General features: G+C 61.1%; 14 protein-coding genes and 5 pseudogenes. 11 read left to right on the top strand and 8 right to left on the bottom strand.

The annotated features are described in order from the left end of the window. The first annotated feature begins 7 nt into the window (after nucleotides 1–7). The 5 genes from ppkA (at nucleotide 8) to tagQ (ending at nucleotide 7,702) form a co-directional block, all read left to right on the top strand. On the top strand, nucleotides 8–3,106 hold the full coding sequence (gene ppkA / locus HMPREF2886_RS22975) for a serine/threonine protein kinase PpkA (RefSeq protein WP_058179427.1): 3,099 nt from the start codon (nucleotides 8–10) through the stop codon (nucleotides 3,104–3,106). Continuing rightward, nucleotides 3,103–3,822, top strand: a complete 720-nt coding sequence (tagT, locus tag HMPREF2886_RS22970; RefSeq protein WP_033968170.1) for a type IV secretion associated ABC transporter ATP-binding protein TagT — start codon at nucleotides 3,103–3,105, stop codon at nucleotides 3,820–3,822. Before ppkA ends, tagT begins: the two co-directional genes overlap by 4 nt. Then, nucleotides 3,822–5,021 (top strand): type IV secretion associated ABC transporter permease TagS, encoded by a 1,200-nt coding sequence (gene tagS, locus HMPREF2886_RS22965; protein WP_070748444.1) that lies wholly within the window; start codon nucleotides 3,822–3,824, stop codon nucleotides 5,019–5,021. Before tagT ends, tagS begins: the two co-directional genes overlap by 1 nt. Continuing rightward, nucleotides 5,014–6,726 carry a type VI secretion system-associated regulator TagR gene (gene tagR / locus HMPREF2886_RS22960; protein WP_003106615.1) on the top strand — a complete coding sequence of 571 codons (1,713 nt, stop codon included), beginning with the start codon at nucleotides 5,014–5,016 and terminating at the stop codon, nucleotides 6,724–6,726. Before tagS ends, tagR begins: the two co-directional genes overlap by 8 nt. A gap of 61 nt (nucleotides 6,727–6,787) precedes the next feature. Continuing rightward, nucleotides 6,788–7,702: a type VI secretion system-associated lipoprotein TagQ gene (tagQ, locus tag HMPREF2886_RS22955; RefSeq protein ID WP_016252828.1), complete on the top strand. Its 915-nt coding sequence runs from the start codon at nucleotides 6,788–6,790 to the stop codon at nucleotides 7,700–7,702. 230 nt (nucleotides 7,703–7,932) lie between these two features. Here tagQ and HMPREF2886_RS22950 read toward each other — a convergent pair. Both HMPREF2886_RS22950 and HMPREF2886_RS33740 read right to left on the bottom strand, forming a co-directional pair. Next, nucleotides 7,933–8,769, bottom strand: a pseudogene (locus tag HMPREF2886_RS22950) (PA0069 family radical SAM protein); the annotation flags it as partial. Nucleotides 8,770–8,795: 26 nt separating this feature from the next. Beyond that, nucleotides 8,796–9,068: pseudogene (locus tag HMPREF2886_RS33740) on the bottom strand (transposase); the annotation flags it as partial. Between the two features lie 264 nt (nucleotides 9,069–9,332). On the opposite strand from HMPREF2886_RS33740, the gene HMPREF2886_RS22940 reads away from it, so the two are divergent. Together HMPREF2886_RS22940 and HMPREF2886_RS22935 are read left to right on the top strand one after the other, a co-directional pair. After that, a complete protein-coding gene (locus HMPREF2886_RS22940; RefSeq protein ID WP_003150565.1) occupies nucleotides 9,333–11,045 on the top strand; it encodes a hypothetical protein in 1,713 nt (570 codons plus the stop codon). A 102-nt stretch (nucleotides 11,046–11,147) separates the two neighbouring features. Further along, a complete protein-coding gene (locus HMPREF2886_RS22935) occupies nucleotides 11,148–11,771 on the top strand; it encodes a hypothetical protein (protein WP_256562570.1) in 624 nt (207 codons plus the stop codon). Here the strand turns inward: HMPREF2886_RS22935 and HMPREF2886_RS33735 are convergent. The 5 genes and pseudogenes from HMPREF2886_RS33735 to HMPREF2886_RS22915 all read right to left on the bottom strand — a co-directional run. Next, nucleotides 11,755–11,973 (bottom strand): annotated as a pseudogene (locus HMPREF2886_RS33735) (transposase domain-containing protein); the annotation flags it as partial. The gene HMPREF2886_RS22935 and the pseudogene HMPREF2886_RS33735 sit on opposite strands and share 17 nt — an antisense overlap. A 92-nt stretch (nucleotides 11,974–12,065) precedes the next feature. Beyond that, the gene (gene ltrA, locus HMPREF2886_RS22930; RefSeq protein WP_033997878.1) at nucleotides 12,066–13,739 is read right to left on the bottom strand and encodes a group II intron reverse transcriptase/maturase; all 1,674 of its coding nucleotides are present in this window, start codon (nucleotides 13,737–13,739) and stop codon (nucleotides 12,066–12,068) included. Nucleotides 13,740–14,315: 576 nt separating this feature from the next. Continuing rightward, nucleotides 14,316–15,638: pseudogene (locus HMPREF2886_RS22925) on the bottom strand (IS66 family transposase); the annotation flags it as partial. Nucleotides 15,639–15,701: 63 nt separating this feature from the next. Next, a complete protein-coding gene (gene tnpB / locus HMPREF2886_RS22920; protein WP_031634193.1) occupies nucleotides 15,702–16,040 on the bottom strand; it encodes an IS66 family insertion sequence element accessory protein TnpB in 339 nt (112 codons plus the stop codon). Continuing rightward, nucleotides 16,040–16,336, bottom strand: a complete 297-nt coding sequence (locus tag HMPREF2886_RS22915; protein WP_083318605.1) for an IS66 family insertion sequence element accessory protein TnpA — start codon at nucleotides 16,334–16,336, stop codon at nucleotides 16,040–16,042. The genes tnpB and HMPREF2886_RS22915 overlap by 1 nt, the downstream gene beginning before the upstream one ends. Before the next feature lie 219 nt (nucleotides 16,337–16,555). Here HMPREF2886_RS22915 and HMPREF2886_RS33730 point away from each other — a divergent pair, with 219 nt between their 5' ends. The 4 genes from HMPREF2886_RS33730 to HMPREF2886_RS35340 all read left to right on the top strand — a co-directional run bounded on the left by HMPREF2886_RS33730 (nucleotide 16,556) and on the right by HMPREF2886_RS35340 (nucleotide 19,699). Then, nucleotides 16,556–17,116, top strand: coding sequence for a cytochrome P460 family protein (locus HMPREF2886_RS33730; protein ID WP_073655985.1), 561 nt, complete (start codon nucleotides 16,556–16,558; stop codon nucleotides 17,114–17,116). Between the two features lie 331 nt (nucleotides 17,117–17,447). Beyond that, a complete protein-coding gene (locus tag HMPREF2886_RS33725) occupies nucleotides 17,448–17,984 on the top strand; it encodes a carboxymuconolactone decarboxylase family protein (protein WP_028697083.1) in 537 nt (178 codons plus the stop codon). Nucleotides 17,985–18,178: 194 nt separating this feature from the next. Continuing rightward, on the top strand, nucleotides 18,179–18,481 hold the full coding sequence (locus tag HMPREF2886_RS35345; protein ID WP_045733404.1) for a Rho-binding antiterminator: 303 nt from the start codon (nucleotides 18,179–18,181) through the stop codon (nucleotides 18,479–18,481). 963 nt (nucleotides 18,482–19,444) lie between these two features. Then, nucleotides 19,445–19,699 (top strand): hypothetical protein, encoded by a 255-nt coding sequence (locus HMPREF2886_RS35340; RefSeq protein WP_350328784.1) that lies wholly within the window; start codon nucleotides 19,445–19,447, stop codon nucleotides 19,697–19,699. A gap of 236 nt (nucleotides 19,700–19,935) precedes the next feature. Here the strand turns inward: HMPREF2886_RS35340 and HMPREF2886_RS22905 are convergent. Further along, a pseudogene (locus HMPREF2886_RS22905) lies at nucleotides 19,936–20,377 on the bottom strand (ATP-binding protein); the annotation flags it as partial. Nucleotides 20,378–20,811 lie beyond the last annotated feature (434 nt).

The following is a 20,811-nucleotide window of genomic DNA, read 5'->3' as shown; positions in this document are numbered from 1 at the left end:
GACGGACATGGACATAGAACTTCCGGGATTCGACATCGAACGCGAGCTGGGCGAAGGCGCCATGGCCACGGTCTACCTGGCCACCCAGCGCTCGCTTCAGCGCAAGGTGGCACTGAAGGTGATGGCCGCGGCGCTGGCCGCCGACCCGAGCTTCGCCGAACGCTTCCTGCGCGAAGGTCGGACCCTGGCGCGGCTGTCGCACCCGAACACGGTGACCATCCACGACATCGGCAACGTCGGCAGTTGCTACTACATGGCCATGGAATACCTGCCCAACGGCACGCTCAAGGAGCGCATCCAGCAAGGCCTCGATCCCGAGCTGGGCCTGGTCTACGTACGGCAGGTGGCCGCCGCGCTCGGCTACGCGCACTCCCAGGGCCTGGTGCATCGCGACGTGAAGCCGGCCAATATCCTGTTCCGCGCCGACGGCACCGCGGTGCTCTCGGACTTCGGCATCGCCAAGTCGATCGAGGACAATACCCAGTTCACCCAGGTCGGCTTCGCCGTCGGCACCCCCAGCTACATGAGCCCGGAGCAGGCCCGCGGGCAGGAGATCGACGGCCGCGCCGACCTCTATGCGCTGGGCGTGGTGCTCTACGAGATCCTCACCGGCAAGCTGCCCTACAACGGCAAGGATTCGCTCTCCACCGCCCTGGCCCACCTCACCGAGCCACTGCCGGAATTGCCGATCGAGCAGGGCCGCTACCAGGACATCCTCCGCCAGCTGCTGGCCAAGGACCCGACCGAGCGCTTCCCCACCGCCGGCGCGCTGATCGCCGCCCTCGACCGCCTGGCGCCGAGCGCGCTGGAAGCCACCCAGATCCGTCCGCTGGCGACGCCGCAGGGCTCGCCGCGAGCGAGCAACCCGCCGCCGGCCGAACCCGCGGCCCTGCCGCCCGCCGACCTCGGCGGCCTGCAACCGGTGTCGATCCAGTTGCCGCCGGTCACGCCCAGCGCCGGCGGCGCCACGCCACCCCCGCCTCCGCCGTCGCAAGCGGTGAAACCACCATCGCCCCCGCCGCCTCCGCTGCCGCCGGCGAAGCCGCGTGCCGGCGGCAGCCGCACGCCGCTGATCGCCGCCGCCGCGGCCGCCGTGCTCCTGGCGATCGGCGGCGGCGCCTGGTGGCTGCTGGGCTCGGGCGATGCGCCGAGCGCTGCCGATCCAGCGCCGCTGGGACAGACGCCGGCGGACAAGCCGCAGCAGCAGACCCCGGTGGCCGATGCCGAACAGGACGGCGGCGAGCGTCCGCTGCTGATGCCAGGCAAGAAGACGCTGTTCCAGCGCGTCCTGACCAAACCCGGCGCGGCCATCTCCGCCGAGGCTGGCGGCCCGCCCAGGGCCGGCGCGGTGCCGGCCTTCTCGGTGCTCTACGTGTACGCCCGCAAGCAGGTCGGCGGCAGCCCCTGGCTGCGCGTCGGCGCCTCCAGCAACGGCGAGGGCGACGGCTGGCTGCCGGCCAGCGCGGTGAGCGACTGGAAGCAGAGCCTGGTGCTGAAGTTCACCGAACGCTCCGGCCGCGCACCGGTAATGTTCCTCAACAGCGCCGAGCAGGTCGAACGCCTGCTCGGCGATACCCGCGCAGCGCGCGACACCCTGACCCAGGCGGTGGACCACAAGGGCGATCCGCAGGTGGTCGCGGTCGAGCCCAACGACCGGGCGATCCCCCAGGACCAGTTCTACCTGCTGCCGATCTTCGACTCGAAGGAAAGCTTCGACGCCGACGGCCAGCCGGCACAGTTGCTGGAGGTCGCCTCGATCGACCCCGGCGGCAGCGCCGCGGCCCCCCAGGCGCCGGGCCAGGCCGGGCAGGGCGGCGCCAGCGGCGCGGCGAGCGACACCTTCCGCACCGGCATCGTCCTGGTGGTGGACACCTCGGTGTCGATGCAGCCCTACATCGATCGCGTGCGCGAGGTGATCGACGGCCTGCAGCGGCAGATCGGCGAGCGCGGCGACCTGGACAAGGTCAGCTTCGGCCTGGTCGGCTTCCGCAACAACACCGACAAGACCCCCGGCCTGGAATACGTCAGCAAGACCCTGGTGCCGCTGCAACCGGGCAACGACGCGCAGCGCTTCGCCGAGTTGAGCAGCCAGGTGCGCGCCACCGACGTCTCCAGCCACTCGTTCAACGAAGACGCCTTCGCCGGGATCATGCAGGCGGTCGACGAAATGGACTGGTCGCCCTACGCCGGGCGCGTGGTGCTGCTGGTCACCGACGCCGGCGCGCTGCGCAAGAACGACCCGCTCGGGCGCACCCAGATGAACGAGGCCGAGGTCCGCCAGGCGGCGCTGCGCAAGGGCGTGAAGATCTACGCCCTGCACCTGCGCACCCCGGCCGGGAAGAACAACCACGGCTACGCCGAGCAGCAGTACCGCAGCCTCACCGCCGACGCCAACCCGAAGATCGCCGACCTCTACATCCCGGTGGCCGGCGGCGAGGTGAACGCCTTCGGCAACACGGTGAAGGAGATCGGCACGGTGTTCGCCGACCTGGTCCACGACGCCGGCAACCGCAAGCCGCAGGCGCCGCGCTTCGACGCCGCGCCAAGCGTGGCGAGCAAGTCGGCGGCCATCGGCTACGCCATGCAGATGGAATTCCTCGGTCGCCGCGACCCGGTGCGCGCGCCGCAGGTCGTCACCGCCTGGACCGCCGACCGTGACCTGACCAACCCGGCGCTGCCGGCGTTCCAGGTCTGCGTGCTGCTGAGCAAGCTGCAACTCAACGAACTGCAACAGTCGCTGAAACTGATCGTCGACGCGGCCAAGCGCACCCAGACCTCGCCCAAGGACTTCTTCCAGGAAATCGCCAGCGCCAGCGCCTACATGAGTCGAGACCCGGCGCAGTTGGTGAAGGGCAGCAACCTGGCGCAGAGCGGCGTGCTCGGCGAATACCTGGAAGGCCTGCCGTACCGCAGCAAGTCGCTGAACATGACCCAGGACCTCTGGCTGTCGCTGAGCGTCGCCGAACAGCAGGACTTCATCGACGAACTGGAGTCGAAGATCCGCCTCTACGAAACCTTCCACAACGACGTCGCCAACTGGGTCCGGTTCGGCGACGCCGACGCCGGCGACGCGCTGTACCGCGTGCCGCTGTCGACGCTGCCATGATCCTGCGCCTGCACGAGGTCGCCCGCAGCCACGGCGCCGGCCACCAGCGCTACCGCCTGCGGGTGCCGGCGCTGGAATTGCGCGCGGGTCGCCAGCTGGCCATCGTCGGCCCCAGCGGCTGCGGCAAGAGCACCCTGCTCGACCTGCTGGCGCTGGCCCTGGCGCCAGACCCTGGCGGGCGCTTCGAATTCCTCGCCGGGGAACGCCCGCAGGACATCGCCGCGCTCTGGCGCGACGGCTGCCAGGACCGCTTGGCGGCGCTGCGCCGGCAGCACTGCGGCTATGTGCTGCAAAGCGGCGGGTTGCTCGAGTTCCTCGATGTGCGGCGCAACATCGGTCTACCCTGCGCGTTGCTCGGCGCCCCATCCGCCGAGCGCGTGCAGGCGCTGGCCGAGCGGCTGGAAATCGGCGACCAGCTGGACAAGAAACCGGCGGCGCTGTCGGTCGGCCAGCGCCAGCGGGTCGCCATCGCCCGCGCCCTGGTGCATGCGCCGCGCCTGTTGCTGGCCGACGAGCCGACCGCGGCGCTCGACCCCTTGAACGCCGAACGGGTGATGCGCCTGCTGGTGGAGCAGGCCCGCGAGCGCGGCGCCTGCACCGTGGTCGCCACCCACGACGAGCGCCTGGCCCGCGCCGCGGGCCTGGAAGTCCTGGCCATCCGCTGGCAACGCGAGGCCGACGACAGCGTCGGCGCCTGCCTCGAGGAAGTTGGCTGATGCGCGCCGGCCTGCTGCTCTCGCTGGCCTGGGCCGACTATCGCGGCGAGGCGCGCCTGTCGCTCTGCGCGATCTTCGCCCTGGCGGCGGTGATCACCCCGCTGCTGGTGCTGTTCGGCCTCAAGTACGGCCTGGTCGGCACCCTCACCGAGCGGCTGGAGCGCGCGCCTTCGGTGCGCGAGATCATTCCGGTCGGCGGCGCCCGCTACCGTGCCGAGGACATCGCCGCCCTGGCCGCACGCGTGGACGTCGCCTTCGCCGTGCCGCGCACCCGGCAGATCGCCGCCACCGCCGACCTCAGCGGCGGCGGCGAGACCGCCCTGAGCGTCGAGATGATTCCCAGCGCCGCCGGCGACCCGCTGCTGGCCGGCCTGCCGCAACCCGACCGGCCGACCCGCGTGGTGCTCAGCCACGGCGCCGCGGAAAAACTCGGCGCCCAGCCTGGCGAGCGCATCGTCGCGCGCATCGGCCGGCGCATGGATGGCCAGGCACAGAGCCAGCGCCTGGAGCTGGAAGTGCTCGCAGTGCTGCCACAGGAGCGTTTCGCCCGCGACGCGCTGTTCGCCCCGCTGGCCCTGCTGGAAGCCGCCGAGGACTATCGCGACGGCCGCGCGGTGTCCGCCTACGGCTGGCCGGGGAAGGCCGGCGAGACACCGCGCGCACGCATCTACCCAGGCTTCCGCCTGTACGCTCGCGACCTCGACGCGGTGGAAGGGCTGCGCCGGCACTTCGTCGCGAGCGGCGTGGAGGTCGCCACCCAGGCCGAGGCCATCGCCCAGGTACGCAGCCTCAGCCGCAACCTCGGCCTGGTGTTCTGGATCGTCGCCGCGCTGGCCATCGGCGGTGCCTTCGCCGCCATCGCCGCCAGCAGCCTGGCCGCCGTCGAACGCAAGCGCCGCGCCCTGGCGGTGCTGCGTCTGCTGGGCTTCCCGACCGCCGCGCTGGTCGGCTTCGTCATGCTCCTGGCGCTGTTCAGCGCCGTCTTCGGCCTGTTCCTCGCCGGGCTGCTGTACGCCGCCACGGCCGGCGCGCTGAACCACCTGTTCGACAACCAGAGCGGCGAGTTCGTCTGCCGCCTGCTGCCCAGCCACTACCTGACGGCGCTGCTCGCCACGCTGCTGTGCAGCGTCCTGGCCGCCGCCAGCGGCGGCTGGCGCGCGGCGCGGATCGAAGCCGCAGAGGGATTACGCGATGTTTGAGAAAGCCATTCTTCCGCTCGCCCTCGGCGCCTGCCTGGCATTTGCCGCGCCGGCCTGGGCCGAAGGCGACTCGCCGGACAATCCCAAGCCGCTGGCCGACGACGTCGCCCTGCCGCTGCCGTGTGGCGGCGAGATGGTCTTCCGGCATGTCTACGTACTCGCCGAAGGCGCCCTCGACGATCGCGAGGTCAACCTCGGCTACGCCTTCAACGAAGGCGAGGCGGGCTACCAGCAGTCGTTCATCTCCGGCTACCGGCGCGACTACGTGAACGGCCAGTTCAGCCTCGCCGACCTGGCACCGGCCTGGCAGCAGAAGCTCTCCGCCAGCCTGCCGAAGCCTGCCGCCGGCACCCCGCTGAAGCCGATGCTGTACTTCATCGGCAAGTACGAGGTGACCGCCCGCCAGTATGCCGCGGTGATGAGCCAGGCGGCCGCGCTCTCCGGCCAGGGCGAGGCGCCGGCCTGCGACGTGCCGGACGGGATGGCCGCGCGGCTGCCCAAGGTCAACCTCTCGCGCTTCGACGCCGAACGCTTCGGCGCGGTGTACAGCGCCTGGCTGCTGAAGAACCACCCGGAACTGCTGCCGGTCAGCGGCCGCGGCAAGAATCCCGAGGACGGCGGCATCGGCTTCGTCCGCCTGCCCACCGAGGTCGAGTGGGAGTTCGCCGCGCGCGGCGGCCAGGCGGTCAGCCGCCAGGAGCTGGAAGGCCGGCTGTTCCCGCGCAAGGTCGAGGGCAGCGACCAGGAAGGCCCGCTGGGCGACTGGGCGGTGTACAACCAGGTCGCCGGCGGCACCGGCCAGGCCGCGCGACTGTTGCCGGTAGGGATGAAGCGGCCGAACCCGCTGGGCCTGTTCGACGTGATCGGCAATGCCGCGGAGATGGTCCAGGAGTCCTTCCAACTGGTCCACGCCGGTCGCCGGCAGGGCACATATGGCGGTTTCGTGGTGAAGGGCGGGAACTATCTCGAAGGCGAGATGACTCTATTCACCGGGATGCGCCGCGAATACCCGCTGTTCGCCGCCGACGGCAGCGAACAGCGCAACGAGACCACCGGTTTCCGTGTCGCCATCGGCGCGCTGTCCGCGCCGCGCTCGCGCTATCCCGAGCTGTTCGCCCAATGGCAGAAGGAAGGCCGACTAGCGGCATTGACCGATGCCATCGATGACGCTCAAGATCCCACCAAGCAATTGGACGGAATCATTGCCGCCACCCGCGACCCGCAGATGCAGGCGCAGTTGGCCCAGATAAACGAGGAACTCAAGCGTAACGTTTCGTTGATCGCCCGGCAGCGCGAAGAGGCCGCCGGAAACCTGATACAGTCGGCGGCACTGGTCGCCGAGACGATCAACAACTACAACATACGCCTGACCAACCTCAAGAAGGACAGGGAGAAAGCCGTGGCAGCCAGGGATCAGGCGACCGCCCAGCTCTATGCCGGCGCCATCGCCAACGGGCGCAGCGCCCTCGATGGCGCATTGGCCATCTACATCGACAACCTCGCCACCGGCACCCGTTACACCGACGCGGTGATCCAGGCGCAGTTCCAGCGCATCCAGGAAGAACTCAATCGCAACCCGGTTCTGGGCAAGAGCCTGGTCAAGCGCGCGACCCTGTTCGTCAAACACGTCGGAGATTATCGCCAGCAGCACCGGGCCGAGCCGGAGGCGGTATTGAAGGAATTGCTCGCGTCCAGCGGGCGTTGAAGGAGTTCCGTCCGGCCCCTCTCGGCAGCCGGGCGGTTCATCAAACCAGGAGTGAGATGCAATGAGCCAACCCAGCGAAAACCGTTTGATCACCTCGGCGCGCTACGCGCTCTGCCTGTTGACCGCCAGCGGCGTGCTGCTCAGCGGCTGCGCCAGCAGCGGCGTCGGCTCGGTCGCCCAGACCACCCGCGCGGAATACTACCCGTCCTGCTACGAGCCGGTGTCGCACCTGCGCAGCACCGATAACGCGGTGCGCAATTCGGCCATCACCGGCGCCATTACCGGCGGCCTCCTGGGCGGCCTGGCCGGCGGCCTGGCCAGCGACGAGAACCGCGGCCGCAATGCCGCCCTCGCTGCCGCAGGCGGCGCCCTGGCCGGCGGCGCGGCGGGCTACTACATGGAGAAACAGAAGCAGATCAGCGACGACCGCGCGCGCATCGGCTCCTACGGTACCGACGTCGACCGCAGCACCGTCGAGATCAACCGTAGCGTGGCCTACGCCAAGTCGGCGCAAAGCTGCTACCAGAGCCAGTTCAAGGCTCTGCTCGACGGCCGCAAGAACAAGTCGATCAACGAAGCCGAAGGGCGCAAGCGCCTGGCCGAGATCGTCAGCGGCCTGCAAGAGACCAACGCCCTGCTGGTCGCCGCCAACGGCCGTGCCGGCGAGAACATCAGCAACTACACCCAGGCCTACGAGAAAGACCTGCAGCAGGTCGGCGTACCGCGCGCCGAGGTGACCAAGGTCGCCGAGGCCGAGAACCGCGCCAGCACTACGAAAGGCGGCAACAAGCCCAAGACCGGCAGCAATCCCAAGGTGCCGAAGGAAGCGGTCGCCACCGAGCAGACCATCCGCAAGGCCCAGGACGCGCAAAGCGAAGGCAACAAGGTGGCCTCCCAGGGCCAGGGCATGATCCGGGAAGTCTGCAACAGCCCGGACATGGGCGACTGGGCGCCGCCGAGCTGCGCCAAGGCCTGATTGGCCTCGTTACCGGCACGAACGCGACGGCGACCTTCGGGTCGCCGTTTCGTTGAGGGGGCTGGCGCGCTGACCCGACCGGCCTGAAGGTCGAGCGTTCGCCGGGACGGCTGCTTCCGACGTTTCCGGCTTCCCCGGCGGCAGCGGTTCTCCCCGCAGGGCGGATACCGCCACCGGCACGCTCCGCCGCTACTCCGCCCTATACGAAATGCTGCACCGCAAGGAAAACGCTAGAACAACGCCATCTGCGCCCCCGGCACGGCGAACCGGCTGCAATCCAGCCCGAAGCCCTCGCGGCGGTCCAGCCCGAGGCGCTTCATCGCCACCGCGAAACGCTGCGCCAGCAGGTCGGCGAACGGTCCCTGGCCACGAAAGCGGTGGCCGAAGCGGCTGTCGTAGACCTCACCGCCACGGCATTGGCGGACCAGGCTCATCACATGCTCGGCGCGTTGCGGGTAGTGCGCCGCCAGCCATTCCTCGAACAGCGGGCCAACTTCGCGCGGCAGGCGCAGGAGCATGTACGCGGCGCTGCGCGCGCCGGCGTCCCGCGCCGCCTGGAGCAGGCGCTCCAGCTCCATGTCGTTGACCATCGGGATCATCGGCGAGCAGAGCACGCCCACCGGGATGCCGTTGCCGCTGAGCGTGCGGATCGCCCGCAGCCGCGCCGAGGGCGCCGCCGCGCGCGGTTCGAGAATGCGCTTGAGCTCGTCGTCGAGGGTGGTCAGGCTGATCATCACCGCCACCAGGTTCTGCTCGGCCAGTTCGCGCAGCAGGTCGAGGTCGCGAAGGATCAGCGAGCCCTTGGTGACGATGGTCAGCGGATGACGGAAGCGCAGCAGCACCTCCAGCACCTGGCGGGTCAGGCGGCGTTCGCGTTCCAGCGGCTGGTAGGGGTCGGTATTGGCGCCCAGGTTGATCGGCGCGCAGCGATAGCCGGGCTTGCTCAGTTCCTGCTCCAGCGCGCTGGCGACGTTGCTCTTGGCGATCAGCCGGGTCTCGAAATCGATCCCCGGCGAGAGGTCCCAATAGGCATGGCTGGGCCGCGCATAGCAGTAGATGCAGCCGTGCGTTATCCATTAAGTCAACCCCTAGACACCGATGTGTGAGCCTCGCGTTCGAGACGGCGGCTGGACTGGATGCGATTGAGATAGCCGTAGATGTAGATCTTCAGCAGGTCGGCAGGATGGTAAGCGGGGCGACCTGTTTCAGCCGGGACGACGCCCTCGAAACCCAACTGGCCAAGGTTGAGTTCATCGACGAAAACATCGACCACCCGCACCGGGTTGGTGTCCGCCACGTAGTCATCCAGGCTCTCGGGAAGCAGCGCGCTTTGGCCTCGATGCTCTCCCTGGATAAAACGCTTCATTGGCGCCCCCGCTGATTTCGAATCCATCAAATCACAGCAAGGTCGATGCCAACGTTTTTACACAGCCTGGGCCACTAGCGGTCGCTCTCATCAACCCTCACACGGCAGCATGTGACAAAGCCTGTCGACTGTGCGTGAGCCTATTGGCTTTGGAGAGTAGAGCGTGGTTAGCCAAGGTGCCTTGCGAACCTTTATGGGATTGACCTGTATAGTGCCGGAGCGGAGATTAAGCTCCACCGAACCAATGGTAGTGCGAGAGGGAAGATGCGCCGATTTGAAGCCAAGGACCTAATTGCGCTCGCGACCGCGCCAATGAATCCAGATGATCATTGGTACGTGGATGCTGAACAAGCCTCGCAGTACCTGGTCGCGAATGCGAATGCTGATGAGATCGTCATCTATGCATCCGCTCCCGCGGTATTGATCGTCGGAGCTCTCGTACCAACCGTTAACGTCACACCGGTTGACGGAGGCGCGCTTCAGAATACGTCGCTTTGCACTGATGCAGCTTGGAAGATTCAAAAGTCTTGGAACGCGGCTGAAGGTTACCGCGTATACCTAGAGCCACCATTTCCGAATGACCGGGTATCAGCCCTCTCTGGCGGCGAGACGCTCGTCACAAGGCGATATCTTTCGGGCGTGCACAAAGGTCCGGCTCCAATTGAAGTCAGCCAGAAACTCGTCCACTGCCTGGACATTCACTATATCCCCGAGCGGAATGCCTACTGTCGCCTAGACGGCAACGGGGATATCGAGGATGTGATACGGGTTTTGACGCTTCCAATCGATGAGCAGTTGGAAGGTAGAGAAGTCGTAACGATCCTTCGCAAAGATCTGGACACATACATGGCAGTCGCGGATCTAGCGCTGGTTATCAAGTTTGACTTCACGCGGACCGTTCGCGGTAGCTTCAGCGGCTGGAATGACGTAAGCCGCTACCATCGCGATGGGGAGGATCTTTTTTACCATGGCGGTTCAGCCGCTCGTGCCAGCTTCATGCACGGCGCTATGGTTGTGCGCTCACGAACAACCCTGGCTGAACAGGAAGAGGCGTGGCGCAGGGATTTTGAAGGTGCCCCTGACCGGGAGTATGCAGTTTTCAAAATTTACGACCGCAAAAATGATCGCAATGTCGAGACATCCGCTAGCCCGCTTCATATCGTCAGCTACTTCGAGCAAAGCGACCTGCCGTGGCAAATCTCTCCCGCATTCTTTAGGCCTGAGGTTCTCCAGCGCTTCAAGGCCGACCCAGAAAAATACACGCTCGAAGACCGAAGCATCTCCTGCCGCGGAGCTTGGCACATCAAGTCATACGACATAAATGAGGCAGGCCAAGTCCACGTTTACATCGGCGACCTCGCCAAGCTTCCTATTGCAGAGCAAAACTACTGGAAGGCATTCAACGAATGGCCGAAGTCATCCATCTCGGCACGAGCCCATCGGACGGATATAGAGGGGCAGTGGTGTACGACCTACGACCCCTTAAATTCTTTAAGAAATAAGGTGAGAGCACTGGATAAGGCCTGCCCGGAATGGTGGAACCGGAGAGGCGATGCACTGATGGATAGCGTACTGGCCCCGGCTACCGACTCCCCGAAAGAATGGGGAGATGAAATATTGGCGCTCGACCAATTGCTGGTGGAGGGCTTCCTGGATAAGCCTCTGCGAAAGATCGCCCAAGAAAAAGGGCGAGAAATAGAGCCTGTGTGGCGCTCGCTGAAGCTTCTTCATGAAATTCTGCTTGGAAGCACTCTGAGTGAGGAGGCTGCCAAACAACTGCTGGCTCCTATGAAAAAGCTCCATGAGCTTCGCAATGAGATCCGAGGACACGCGACCCATGAGAAAAAGGAGGTCGCAATTCGCGAGGCCCGTACTACCCACGGTAATTTTCGAGCTCATTTTTTCCATCTTGCAGAAGGCTGCGACCAGGCTCTCATCGGCGTGCTAAAGGCACTCGAGTTCGAAATGGAAGATTAGAAAACCGAGTTCTGACCCGCCCCAGCTGTAGGCATGCTTCGTCTCACAATCGTCACCCGCAACGTTGCGAGAGCCAACCAGACCCGAGAGTAGGAACGGCAAATGACCAAGAAAAAGAAGAAGAGTCGTTCAGGCAAGATCACGACACCGCTCGCCGGCCACAAAAGGGTCGGTAAAGCTCTCGTGCCCCCAATGCTGCAGCTAGAGGGGGTGAGCTTTTCATCTTGGGTCAATGACCGTCTACCCGAGATGCTATGGGCCAGCCTCGTGATCACAGTCATCCCCAGGGATCAGGCGCTTGAGGCATTCCGTGACATTGCCGCGTTAGGTCTTCGCTATCGCAAAGACGAACGGGAGCAGGCGACAGGTTGGACGCTGAGACACACCCATCTTCCCGCTCAACCGCGTGAGCTTTTTGAAGCGCTCGTTGGCCGAGTATTGCGGTGCCACGCAGGTGCTCAGGCCCTACGCCCCCTACTCCTTCTGGAAAACCTTCCAGGTATTACCTGGTGGAAAGCTGCACTTGGTAGCGAACCAATCGAAGATGACTGGCAGACACTTGGGCAGGCTGTTCAAAAGACCTTCGACCACCAGTCTCAAGAAGCAACAGACGTTCGCTGGGTCAGCATTCTGTTCAAAATCGCCTTGGGAGAAATGCTGTTCCCCGCAGGTTTTGAGGAGCGTAAGCGTCCAGCCGCCCCACCCTTGCTCAGTTTGCGGGGCTGAGGGGTAACAGCTCATCGATCCGGCTGTTGGGCCAGGTGGGCAGTTTTTCCAGCGTATCCTTGAGCCAGGCGGCGGGCTCGACGCCGTTCAGTTTGGCGGTGGCCAGCAGGCTCTGGATGGCGGCGGCGCGGCGGCCGGCGCGCTCCGAACCGGTAAACAACCAATTCTTCTTACCCACCGCGATCGGTCGGATGATGTTGTCGGGTAGTCAGACGCGGTTGCCCGCGTCCAACCCCCTAAGAACCGTGCATGCGAGTTTCCCAGCACACGGCTCAAGCCTCCGCTAAGGCACCTCTAGGCACCCGGTTGTACGTCATCGGCATAGGCAAATTGCACATCCCTCGGGCAGCGCAGGTGGTATATCTCAAGATTAGCCGCCGCGTCCGTTCCGCCATGACCTAGCTTCACAATATGGCGACTATGCCACGGTGTGTCTTTGGTCACCGGCTTGAAGCAGACGCAGCACCGACCGCCCTGTTGCACCCAAATCCGGTACAGCTTGGCTCGACCTTTCGCGGAAGTGAGCATCCTCTTGCCCCAGCGGGACTCGAAGTATTCATCCCAAGCGGGGTCGTGTGGGTTGGCAGCGGCCTTGATCTTGATATGTCGCACAATTGGCGTGTCCGAGGCGTCCAATAACGTGTACTGACGCTTCCGACCATCGGCGGATTTTTCAGCACATGAGAACACCCATCGACGCCCCCCTTGTACTTTGAAATACCGATCCTTCACCCATCGGCGTGTCTTGCGAGGGTGGCGACGTACCGCCCATCGCCAGAGCATTTCCCACACTGCACTGTCCACCTGGTTGAAGACCTTCTTGGCGACGACATGACTGTGATAGTTCGCCCAGCCCCGTAGAACCGGGTTGAGCAAACCTATCAGATTGGTCTGCCGTATCGTTTTGTTGGCCTTGATCAACTCTCGTAGCTTGGCAAGGTGAGCGCTGATATTCGCCTTGGAAGGCTTGATCAAGAGCTTGCCGTTGTACTTGCGCACGTTCCAGCCGAGAAAGTCGAACCCGTTCCCTATGTGCGTGATTTTGGTCTTATCCTTGGAAAGCGTGAGACCACGCTCTGCCAAGAACTCGACCACGGCAGGACGAACTTCATTTTCCAGCCACTCCTTCGAGTACCCGGTGATGATGAAGTCGTCCGCATACCGCACTGCTTGCAGTTTCTTGCCTGTCCATTTGGCGGTAGGAAACCTCTTCGCCAGCATCGCTTCTAGCCCGTCCAACGTCATGTTGGACAGTACCGGAGAGATGATGCCTCCCTGCGGCGTTCCTGCGTTACTAGGGAACAGCTGGCCGTTGTGGATGTATCCGGCGTTGAGCCACTTCTGCAAGATCGCCTTATCCATGGGGATGTTGGCGATCAACCAATCATGGCTGATATTGTCGAAACAGCCTTGAATGTCACCCTCTAGAATCCACTCCGCATTTGCTTTTCGTGACAGCACACCAAAGCACTGTGCTGCCGCATCCGCGGTCGAGCGTTCCGGCCTGAACCCATACGAGTTTGGGTCGGCGGTGGTTTCCGCAATGGGCTCCAAAGCCAGCAGATGGAGTGCCTGCATGGCCCTGCATTTCATGGCGGGTATTCCGAGAGGTCTCGTCTTGCCGTTTTTCTTCGGGATAAGAACTCGCCGAAGCGGAAGCGGCGAGTAGCCTCGCCGCTTCAACGACTCTATCGCACCGATCTTGGCCCTAGGCGTATTCCAAGTAACCTTGTCCACACCTGGGGTATTTTTGCCTTTGTTTTCAGACACCCGTTTCACGGCCAATGCCTTACCGCTGAACGAGTGAGTCAGCAGCCATTGCAGGGCTTTCACCTTGTTATGTCTGCCGTCTTGTACAGCCTTCACAATACGCGCTTGCAGCCCTCTGACACGACGTTGTACGGCAATCCAATCGATGGCTTCCCACGACGTGCCGGAAGGTGCACACGCCAATGCTGCTGCGTTCATTTGCTCTCCTTCCGTTGAAAGGGTTCTACCTACTCTCGTGTGAAGAGAGACCATGAGGACGTCTGCCCGCTTTCGCGTGAAGTGATGTTTCAACTCCTATCCAGCCCATTACAGGATGGCGTTCGCTTTTTCCTCGTTCCTTCGCCCGCACCGCCATGGGCAGTTTTTACAAACGGCTTTCCCTGGCGGGAGCGATACGGGATTTCCACGTTCCGCTTATTGAAGTGCGTCGGGTTAGGTGCCTGCTATCGACCGGGAGGCATGTGGGTCACGAATGCGTAGTCGAAAGACGCGATTCCCACCTCCGTTACCTTTTGGTTCGAGCGTATAAGCCATTTCCGCTCGTTCAACTTAACGATCGTTGCGCAGATTCACGTGTGTTCACCATACCAACTATCTAGCCCTTGTCCGGCCATGGCTGCCAGAAGGGTACGCCTCTCACGATTGGTACCCCGCACCTTGCGATGCCTCGTTCCATTGTCGAAGGCGCTCTTGATTCAGCCTTCTAGATTCACCCGGTGACACGGGTGGTTCCCACCAAGGGGAACAACTTCATTAAGCGACTTCGTGTCGCACCTCGACCGGATTGTTGTCGATCGGCAGGGTGGCGTTGTGCGCGTAGCGCGACAGCGCCGTCCAGCGTTTCAGGCTGTAGTCCATGGCCTTGGCCAGGCTGCCACCGTTGGCCACGCTTTGCCGCGTCAGCTGCAGCCAGTCGTGCATGGCCTGCAGTTTGGGCAGGGCTTCTTGTTCGCGCAGCACCTGCCGTGCGGCAGCGTCGAGAGTGCGGCCGCGCGCTTCGATGGCATAGAGTTCGGCGATACGCCGCAAGGCCTCGGCAGCCACCGGACTCTGGTTGGCCGCATGCAGCTCGAAGAACTTGCGCCGGGCATGGGCCATGCAGCCGACCTCGGTGACGCCCAGGGCGAACAGCGCCTTGTAGCCGGCATAGTCGTCCACCACCAGGTGCCCTTTCCAGTCGCCCAGAAAGGTGCGTGCATGCTCGCCGCTGCGCCCGCATTGATAGTCGAACACGGCGAGGCGCGGCCCTTCGTCCAGGTCGTTGCTGCGGTAGGCCCAGAGGTAGGCGCGTTTGGTTTTGCCCTGGCCGGGATCGAGTTGCTGCATGGGCGTTTCATCAGCATGCAGCACGGGTCGTTGTAGCAATAACTCGCGCAGCCGATCCACCAGGGGCTGCAAGGCAACACCGTAGCGCCCGACCCACTCGGCCAGGGTCGAACGAGCCAGGGTGATGCCGTCACGGGCGGCGATCTGTTCGAGGCGGTAGAGCGGCAGGTGATCGAGGAACTTGCTGATCAGTACCCAGGCGATCAGGCCAGGGGCGGCCATGCCACCGTCGATCACTGCCGGCGGAACCGGCGCGGCGGTGATGCGTTCGCACGGACGGCAGGCGTATTGCGGACGAATGTGCCGGTGCACGAAGAACTTGGCCGGCGTAACGTCAAGCTGCTCGCTAATGTCTTCGCCGATCTTGACCAGCTCGCCGCCGCACTGGCCGCAGCTGCAGGTCTCGGGTTCGTGGCGGTGTTCGATGCGCGGCAGATGCTCCGGCAAGGGCTGGCGACCGGCACGCTGGCGCTGGCTGCGCAGCTCGGGCAGCTGCTGCTCGACCTCGGCCTCGATGGCGGCGCTGTCGGCGTCAGCCGTCTCGCGGAACAGGTCACGCTGTTCCGGTGACAGGGCCTCGTTTTTGACGCCGAAACGAATACGTCGCAGGTGTGCCAGTTCGAGGGTCAGCGCCTGGATTTTCAAGGTGTCGAGCTTGGCCTGGGCCCGTAGCTTTTCGGCCTCGGCATGCAGCGGTAAGACGGCGGCAACGACGCCTTCCTGCTGGGCAGGATCGAGATTCAGGGCGGCGAGTTCGGCGGTTAAAAGCATGCGCGAATTCTACCGGAAAACCGCCTGAAAGGCCCGTAAATACTGGCGTTCCTGAGCTATTTATCACACCTGCCAATGCTCCGGCGGACGCGCCTCGAGGCGCTGCCAATCGACGCCGGCGATCAGCCATTGCCACTGCGCCTGGGTCAAGGTGAGCAGCCTGTCGTCGGCATTCGGCCAGCGGAAACAGCCTTGATGCAGACGGCGCTGGCTCAGCCACACACCGGTGCCGTCCCACTGCAGCAGCTTGAGCCGCGAGCCGCGCCGATTACGAAAGGCATAGGCCGTGCCGTCGCAGGGTGGCCGGCCGAGTGCCTGCTGGATGTGCGCCGACAGCCCGTCGATCCCCAGACGCATATCGACTGGCTCGACCACCAGCCAAACCTGGGCCGGCGTGAGCATCAGGCTATCCCCCGCAGCAACCCGGCCAACCAGGTTGCATCGATGCCAGCCGGCAACGCCAACCGCCAGCCGCTGGCGTGCTGCAGCAGCAACTCGCCGCCGGCGGACGGCCCCTGCAGCGCCAGGGGCACCAGGGTCAGCGGCGTGGCAGTCTGCTTGCTGCGCCTGATCCAGTAGGCCAGCGCCTTGGGTTTGAGCTCATGCTGCTGGCAGTAAGCGACCTGAGTCAGCCCGCTGTCCCGCCAGGCCTGGACGTGCTGAGCCCAGGCCTGGCGCCGCGCGTGCATCGTTTCCATATGAATCCCCTGCTGGAAAAAGCACAGGATGCAGGCCGGGGTGTTCGAGCAAAAGGTGGGCGGGCTGGACGCTTACTCTAAACGTCGTCTACACTCCAAAAATCGGAGCGGCTCCACTATTCAACACAGAATTAGTGCTGCCGAATCTCCTTGAGTGGCAGCTTCCAAAAGATAGCCGAGGGCGCGTTCTAGCCGCGGCAGAAAAAACTGGAGTAGATGATGAGGCACATAACACTTGCCGCGATATTAATCGCTGCTACAAATTTACAGGCTCACGCTGAGAACCTAGACGAACACACCTATAAAAATTACGTAGATAAAAGCGGCAATATTAGCCTGCCATCAGATGTACGGAAAACTTGGAGTCACCTAGGGTCTTGGATTGTTGGTGACAAAAAATCACCAGGTTATGGTTTCCATGATGTTTACACTCAACCTGAAGTGGTTGATATTTATCGAAAAACATCTGAATTTCCCGACGGTGCGGTTTTGGTCAAGGAAATTCGTACGGTGGAAGAAGGCGCTCAAACAACAGGACTGGCTCAATGGGCGGGCGAAACTAGTGTCTGGTTTGTAATGGTCAAGGATAAGAAAAATCGATTTAAGGGCAATAGCAATTGGGCTGAGGGCTGGGGTTGGGCGCTCTACGAAGCCAAAGATCCAAAGGTGAATGTTTCTAAGGGATTTCAAGCAACGTGCATGGGCTGCCACATACCTGCCAAAGAAACTGACTGGGTATTCATACGCGGCTACCCAACATTGATGAAAGCAACTCCTTGATATCTCTACGGCGTCGCTACAGGCCGCGGAAGTATGGACTCAGCATTTCCGCGGCCTGTTCGCTTCTTCATCGACAAGCTTATGATACTCCATACAGGGCATCTCGCAATTGAAACTCATGGCAGCGTCATCGCTGAAAAAATGCTGGAGCTCTTAGAGGGAAAAATTAAACATCAGTAGATGTACACTGCTTAGCTAATTGGTTAGTTACGGATCTACCAGGCCTCCTAGGCAAAGAGTCTAGGATATCGTCTCATTTGAGACTCTATTTAAGGCGTCACTTTCATCATCTTGTAGTACTGCGGCGCTCAATCATACGAAGGGTTATGCTATGAATCGGTTACATGTAATAAGCGCTAAAGATGCAGCAGGCCCTACTGCTGATGTTTTTAATTCAATTAAGCGTTCTTTAGGAATGGTTCCAAACGCTTTCCTTGTGGCTGGAACTAACAGCCCGCTGGCCTTAGAAGCGGCCCTTGCACTCGATGCGGCCCTGCATAAAGCCAGCTTGAGCATCAAAGAAATTGAAATTATTAAACTGACGGTCAGCCAAGAATCGGGATGCGATTACTGCCTTGCGGCACATACAATGATAAGTAAAGGCGCCGGGTTGGCGGAGGTGGAAATATTGGCGGCGCGCCATGGCACCCCTTCAGGTAGCACCAAGTCCGACGCGCTTTCAAAGTTTGTTAGGTCAGCGGTTCGAACAACAGGAACGGTGCCTGCAAATGTAGTTGATGAGTTCAAGCAAGCCGGGTACAGCGATCAGCAAATTATTGACACTTTGCTTGCAATCACCAGCATTACATTCACCAATTTAGTCAATCGTGTGAATGACACACCGCTGGACTTTCCAGCCGTTAAGTGATGAGCTATTGCTTTAGGCTGACCTTTGACTAGCTCTTAAAGTCATTGGCTAATAAGCAGGATACTGGCCTCGGCTGCTACGGATGAGTTCGCAGCTTCATTTATGTACTTGACGATAATCAGTCATCCGAGAGGCCATTTTTCCTTGCTACCTTAAATAGCCTTGGTTTGCAGGTGGAGGGGAGGATAATCGACATGAAATACCGGGCGCTAAACTGTGAGCTCTATGATTTTATAGAGACAATCTGCATGTATCATTCCTTTCTAGAGTTACAAACAGTAGACGGCGTCAATATCAAGGCCATAGCTTTAACCACCAAGACAACAGCCAATAAAGAAGAGTATCTTCAGCTGGAGTCGCCTGGTTTCATCCAGGAGGTGAGGCTGGACATGATCTCTGTAATAACCTTATTGGATGGGAGTTCAAATGGACAGAGGAAAGAATTTACCAGCAGACCGGACAACGATGTATGCGTTCCAGACGCGCACGAGCGATAAGGATCAAGCCATTTGCCTTGTGAGCCTGCATTTTTTATGCATTTTAATCAGATCCTTAAAGTAGGCTTCGGATGTTTCCTTGTGTGAACGATAAGCAATCCATTATTTTTGATGAGTTTCAGGCGTGTAATGCCATCGATAACATAGAGCTAAAGGCGGGCGGCGATGGTATTGATACGCAAGATACGGTCTTCATTGTTCGAAGTGTAGGGCTTGGAGCTCGAGTGGTCAGGTATTAACCTTGCTAAGGTTACGGCAATTACCAGGCTAATCACGTGTTTGTGAGTCATTGCCTGCGGGGGAGTATGCTCGCTAAGTAGGCTGCTTGAAACTGGCGATGATTACTTTGTCCATGGTCTTGATCGCACTTGAGAGGCTCATCATTTTCCTATCAAGCGGTCGGTGCCGTCTGTGGTATTTAGGGAACTTTCATTCGGCCTTTAGGTGGCCATTACAACAGTCCTGATACTTTGGAGCCCTTTATGAAGATTATCGGGTCTCACGGACATCAAGGCGGCCCAGCATTATAGGTTCAACGCCCATTAGATTCGTGCCTTCTAGTGTTACCGTGATGCTTAGGAAACCATGATATCTAATTACGCCAGGCCACTTTATTCATATTCGAGAGAAAATTATGAACTATTATTAATTTGCTGGCTGGTCCGGGTCTGCTGATATGCGAACTTGATTACCATCTTCTGCGTGCGCCGATGATTATTATTTTAATTTGGTTTGGATATGATATATGTTTTGAGGTGGAGATCATTGATCTGCTTCCGCTGATCAATAGTGGACCATTTACCTCATGGGCTATTCCTGTCTTGGGTGTCCGTGGCACAAGTTACTTCTTGGGTGCTTCAGGGTGGATTTTTGCCTTGCTATTGTTTCTGGGTTTTTGGAATAAGAAAACTGGTGTATTTAGGTGCGCTAGAATCCTGCGTAACTTTTGTAAGCACTTTGACGATGCTGCCTTTTGTTCCAGGTGCCTGGCATTCAGGCGCAAGTGGTTTTCAAGCGATGACTATCGTTTCGGCCTTTCTGCTGAAAGATCTTGTTTTGCTCGTCGTATCTGTATATCTGTTGAGGCAGGATGTATCGCGCGTAGTGAGTTCTCGCGACGCGTCTAATTTGGAGAGCGGCGTTTTGCAAGGTAGTTGTTGCGTGAGCCGTGTTTTTAAGCTGCTATTTTCAGTGCCGACTGCTCCCGCTCTGGGTTGAGTGTGACGGCGCCGACAGGTTGCCAATTTCGCGTGGCACCTGACCAGCGATGATGCAGATGCCGCTAAGAGCGTGGCACATGAGCATACGACGTTGTTTCAGCGTAAATTTCTGATTTTTTGCAGTAAAACCTGAAGTCGAAGATATGAGTCTCATAGGCTGGTGATGAGTGAAAATGGCTACGGGGCTCAAGCCCTGCCGCATGCCAGCATGCGGCAGGTTTTTTCCGGTGCAGATCAAAACGGCTCATCGTCCTCAGCACCATCAGCGTCCTTGCGCTTTCGTTCACGTGATTTGATTTTTGTCTGGGCGATCAAGCTGCTGTGTTGCAGACGGTAGGACTCGTTGCCCGTTTCGACGATGTGGCAGTGGTGTGTCAGCCGATCCAGCAGCGCCGTAGTCATCTTGGCGTCGCTGAATACACTCGACCATTCCGAGAAGCTGAGGTTGGTGGTGATGAGCCCGCTGGTGTGCTCGTACAGCTTGGACAGCAGGTGAAATAACAGCGCTCCACCGCTCTGGCTGAAGGGCAAATATCCTGCCCATCGAGTATCACCAGGTCTGTGCGACGCAGCCCTTGAGCGATTCGGCCTGCCTTACAATCGTATTTTCGCGCTCCAACAAATTGGCTGGATCCACCGTGGAGTAGAAGCGCACGCGTTTGTTATGCGTCGTGATGGGCTACAGCACCGGAATCAAGCAAGCCACACACATCACAACTCGTCCACTCCCCGGCTTCGACAAGGGCAATCCTGGCAAGCTTTGGGATCACATAAGCGGCATGCAGAATATGCCTGATCTAGGTTACGCACCAATTTGCGAAGCAGCTTGTCACTAAGAGCCTCAAGGGTCTTACACTCGTCGGGGCTCAGGACTGTTGGCGCTGATGGAAAATTGACCCACCCTGCCGATTGAAATTTGACCCAGGGCGGATTGCTGATTTTGTTACCAGCAACTGTGGATAAGTCTACCAGCGCAGCTGCTTTTGAACCCACTCCCTCGCTGTCCCAGTTCAGCTGTTGAAGACCTGCCACATGCAGCCATGCAGCAGGCCGTCGTCACCATGAAATCAGAACGACTCATCGTCCTCCGGTTCCTGGCCGCCCTTACGC

The sequence above is a fragment of the Pseudomonas sp. HMSC066A08 genome (assembly GCF_001813025.1).
Classification (GTDB): domain Bacteria; phylum Pseudomonadota; class Gammaproteobacteria; order Pseudomonadales; family Pseudomonadaceae; genus Pseudomonas; species Pseudomonas aeruginosa.
This window is presented reverse-complemented; position numbering and strand designations above follow the sequence as displayed.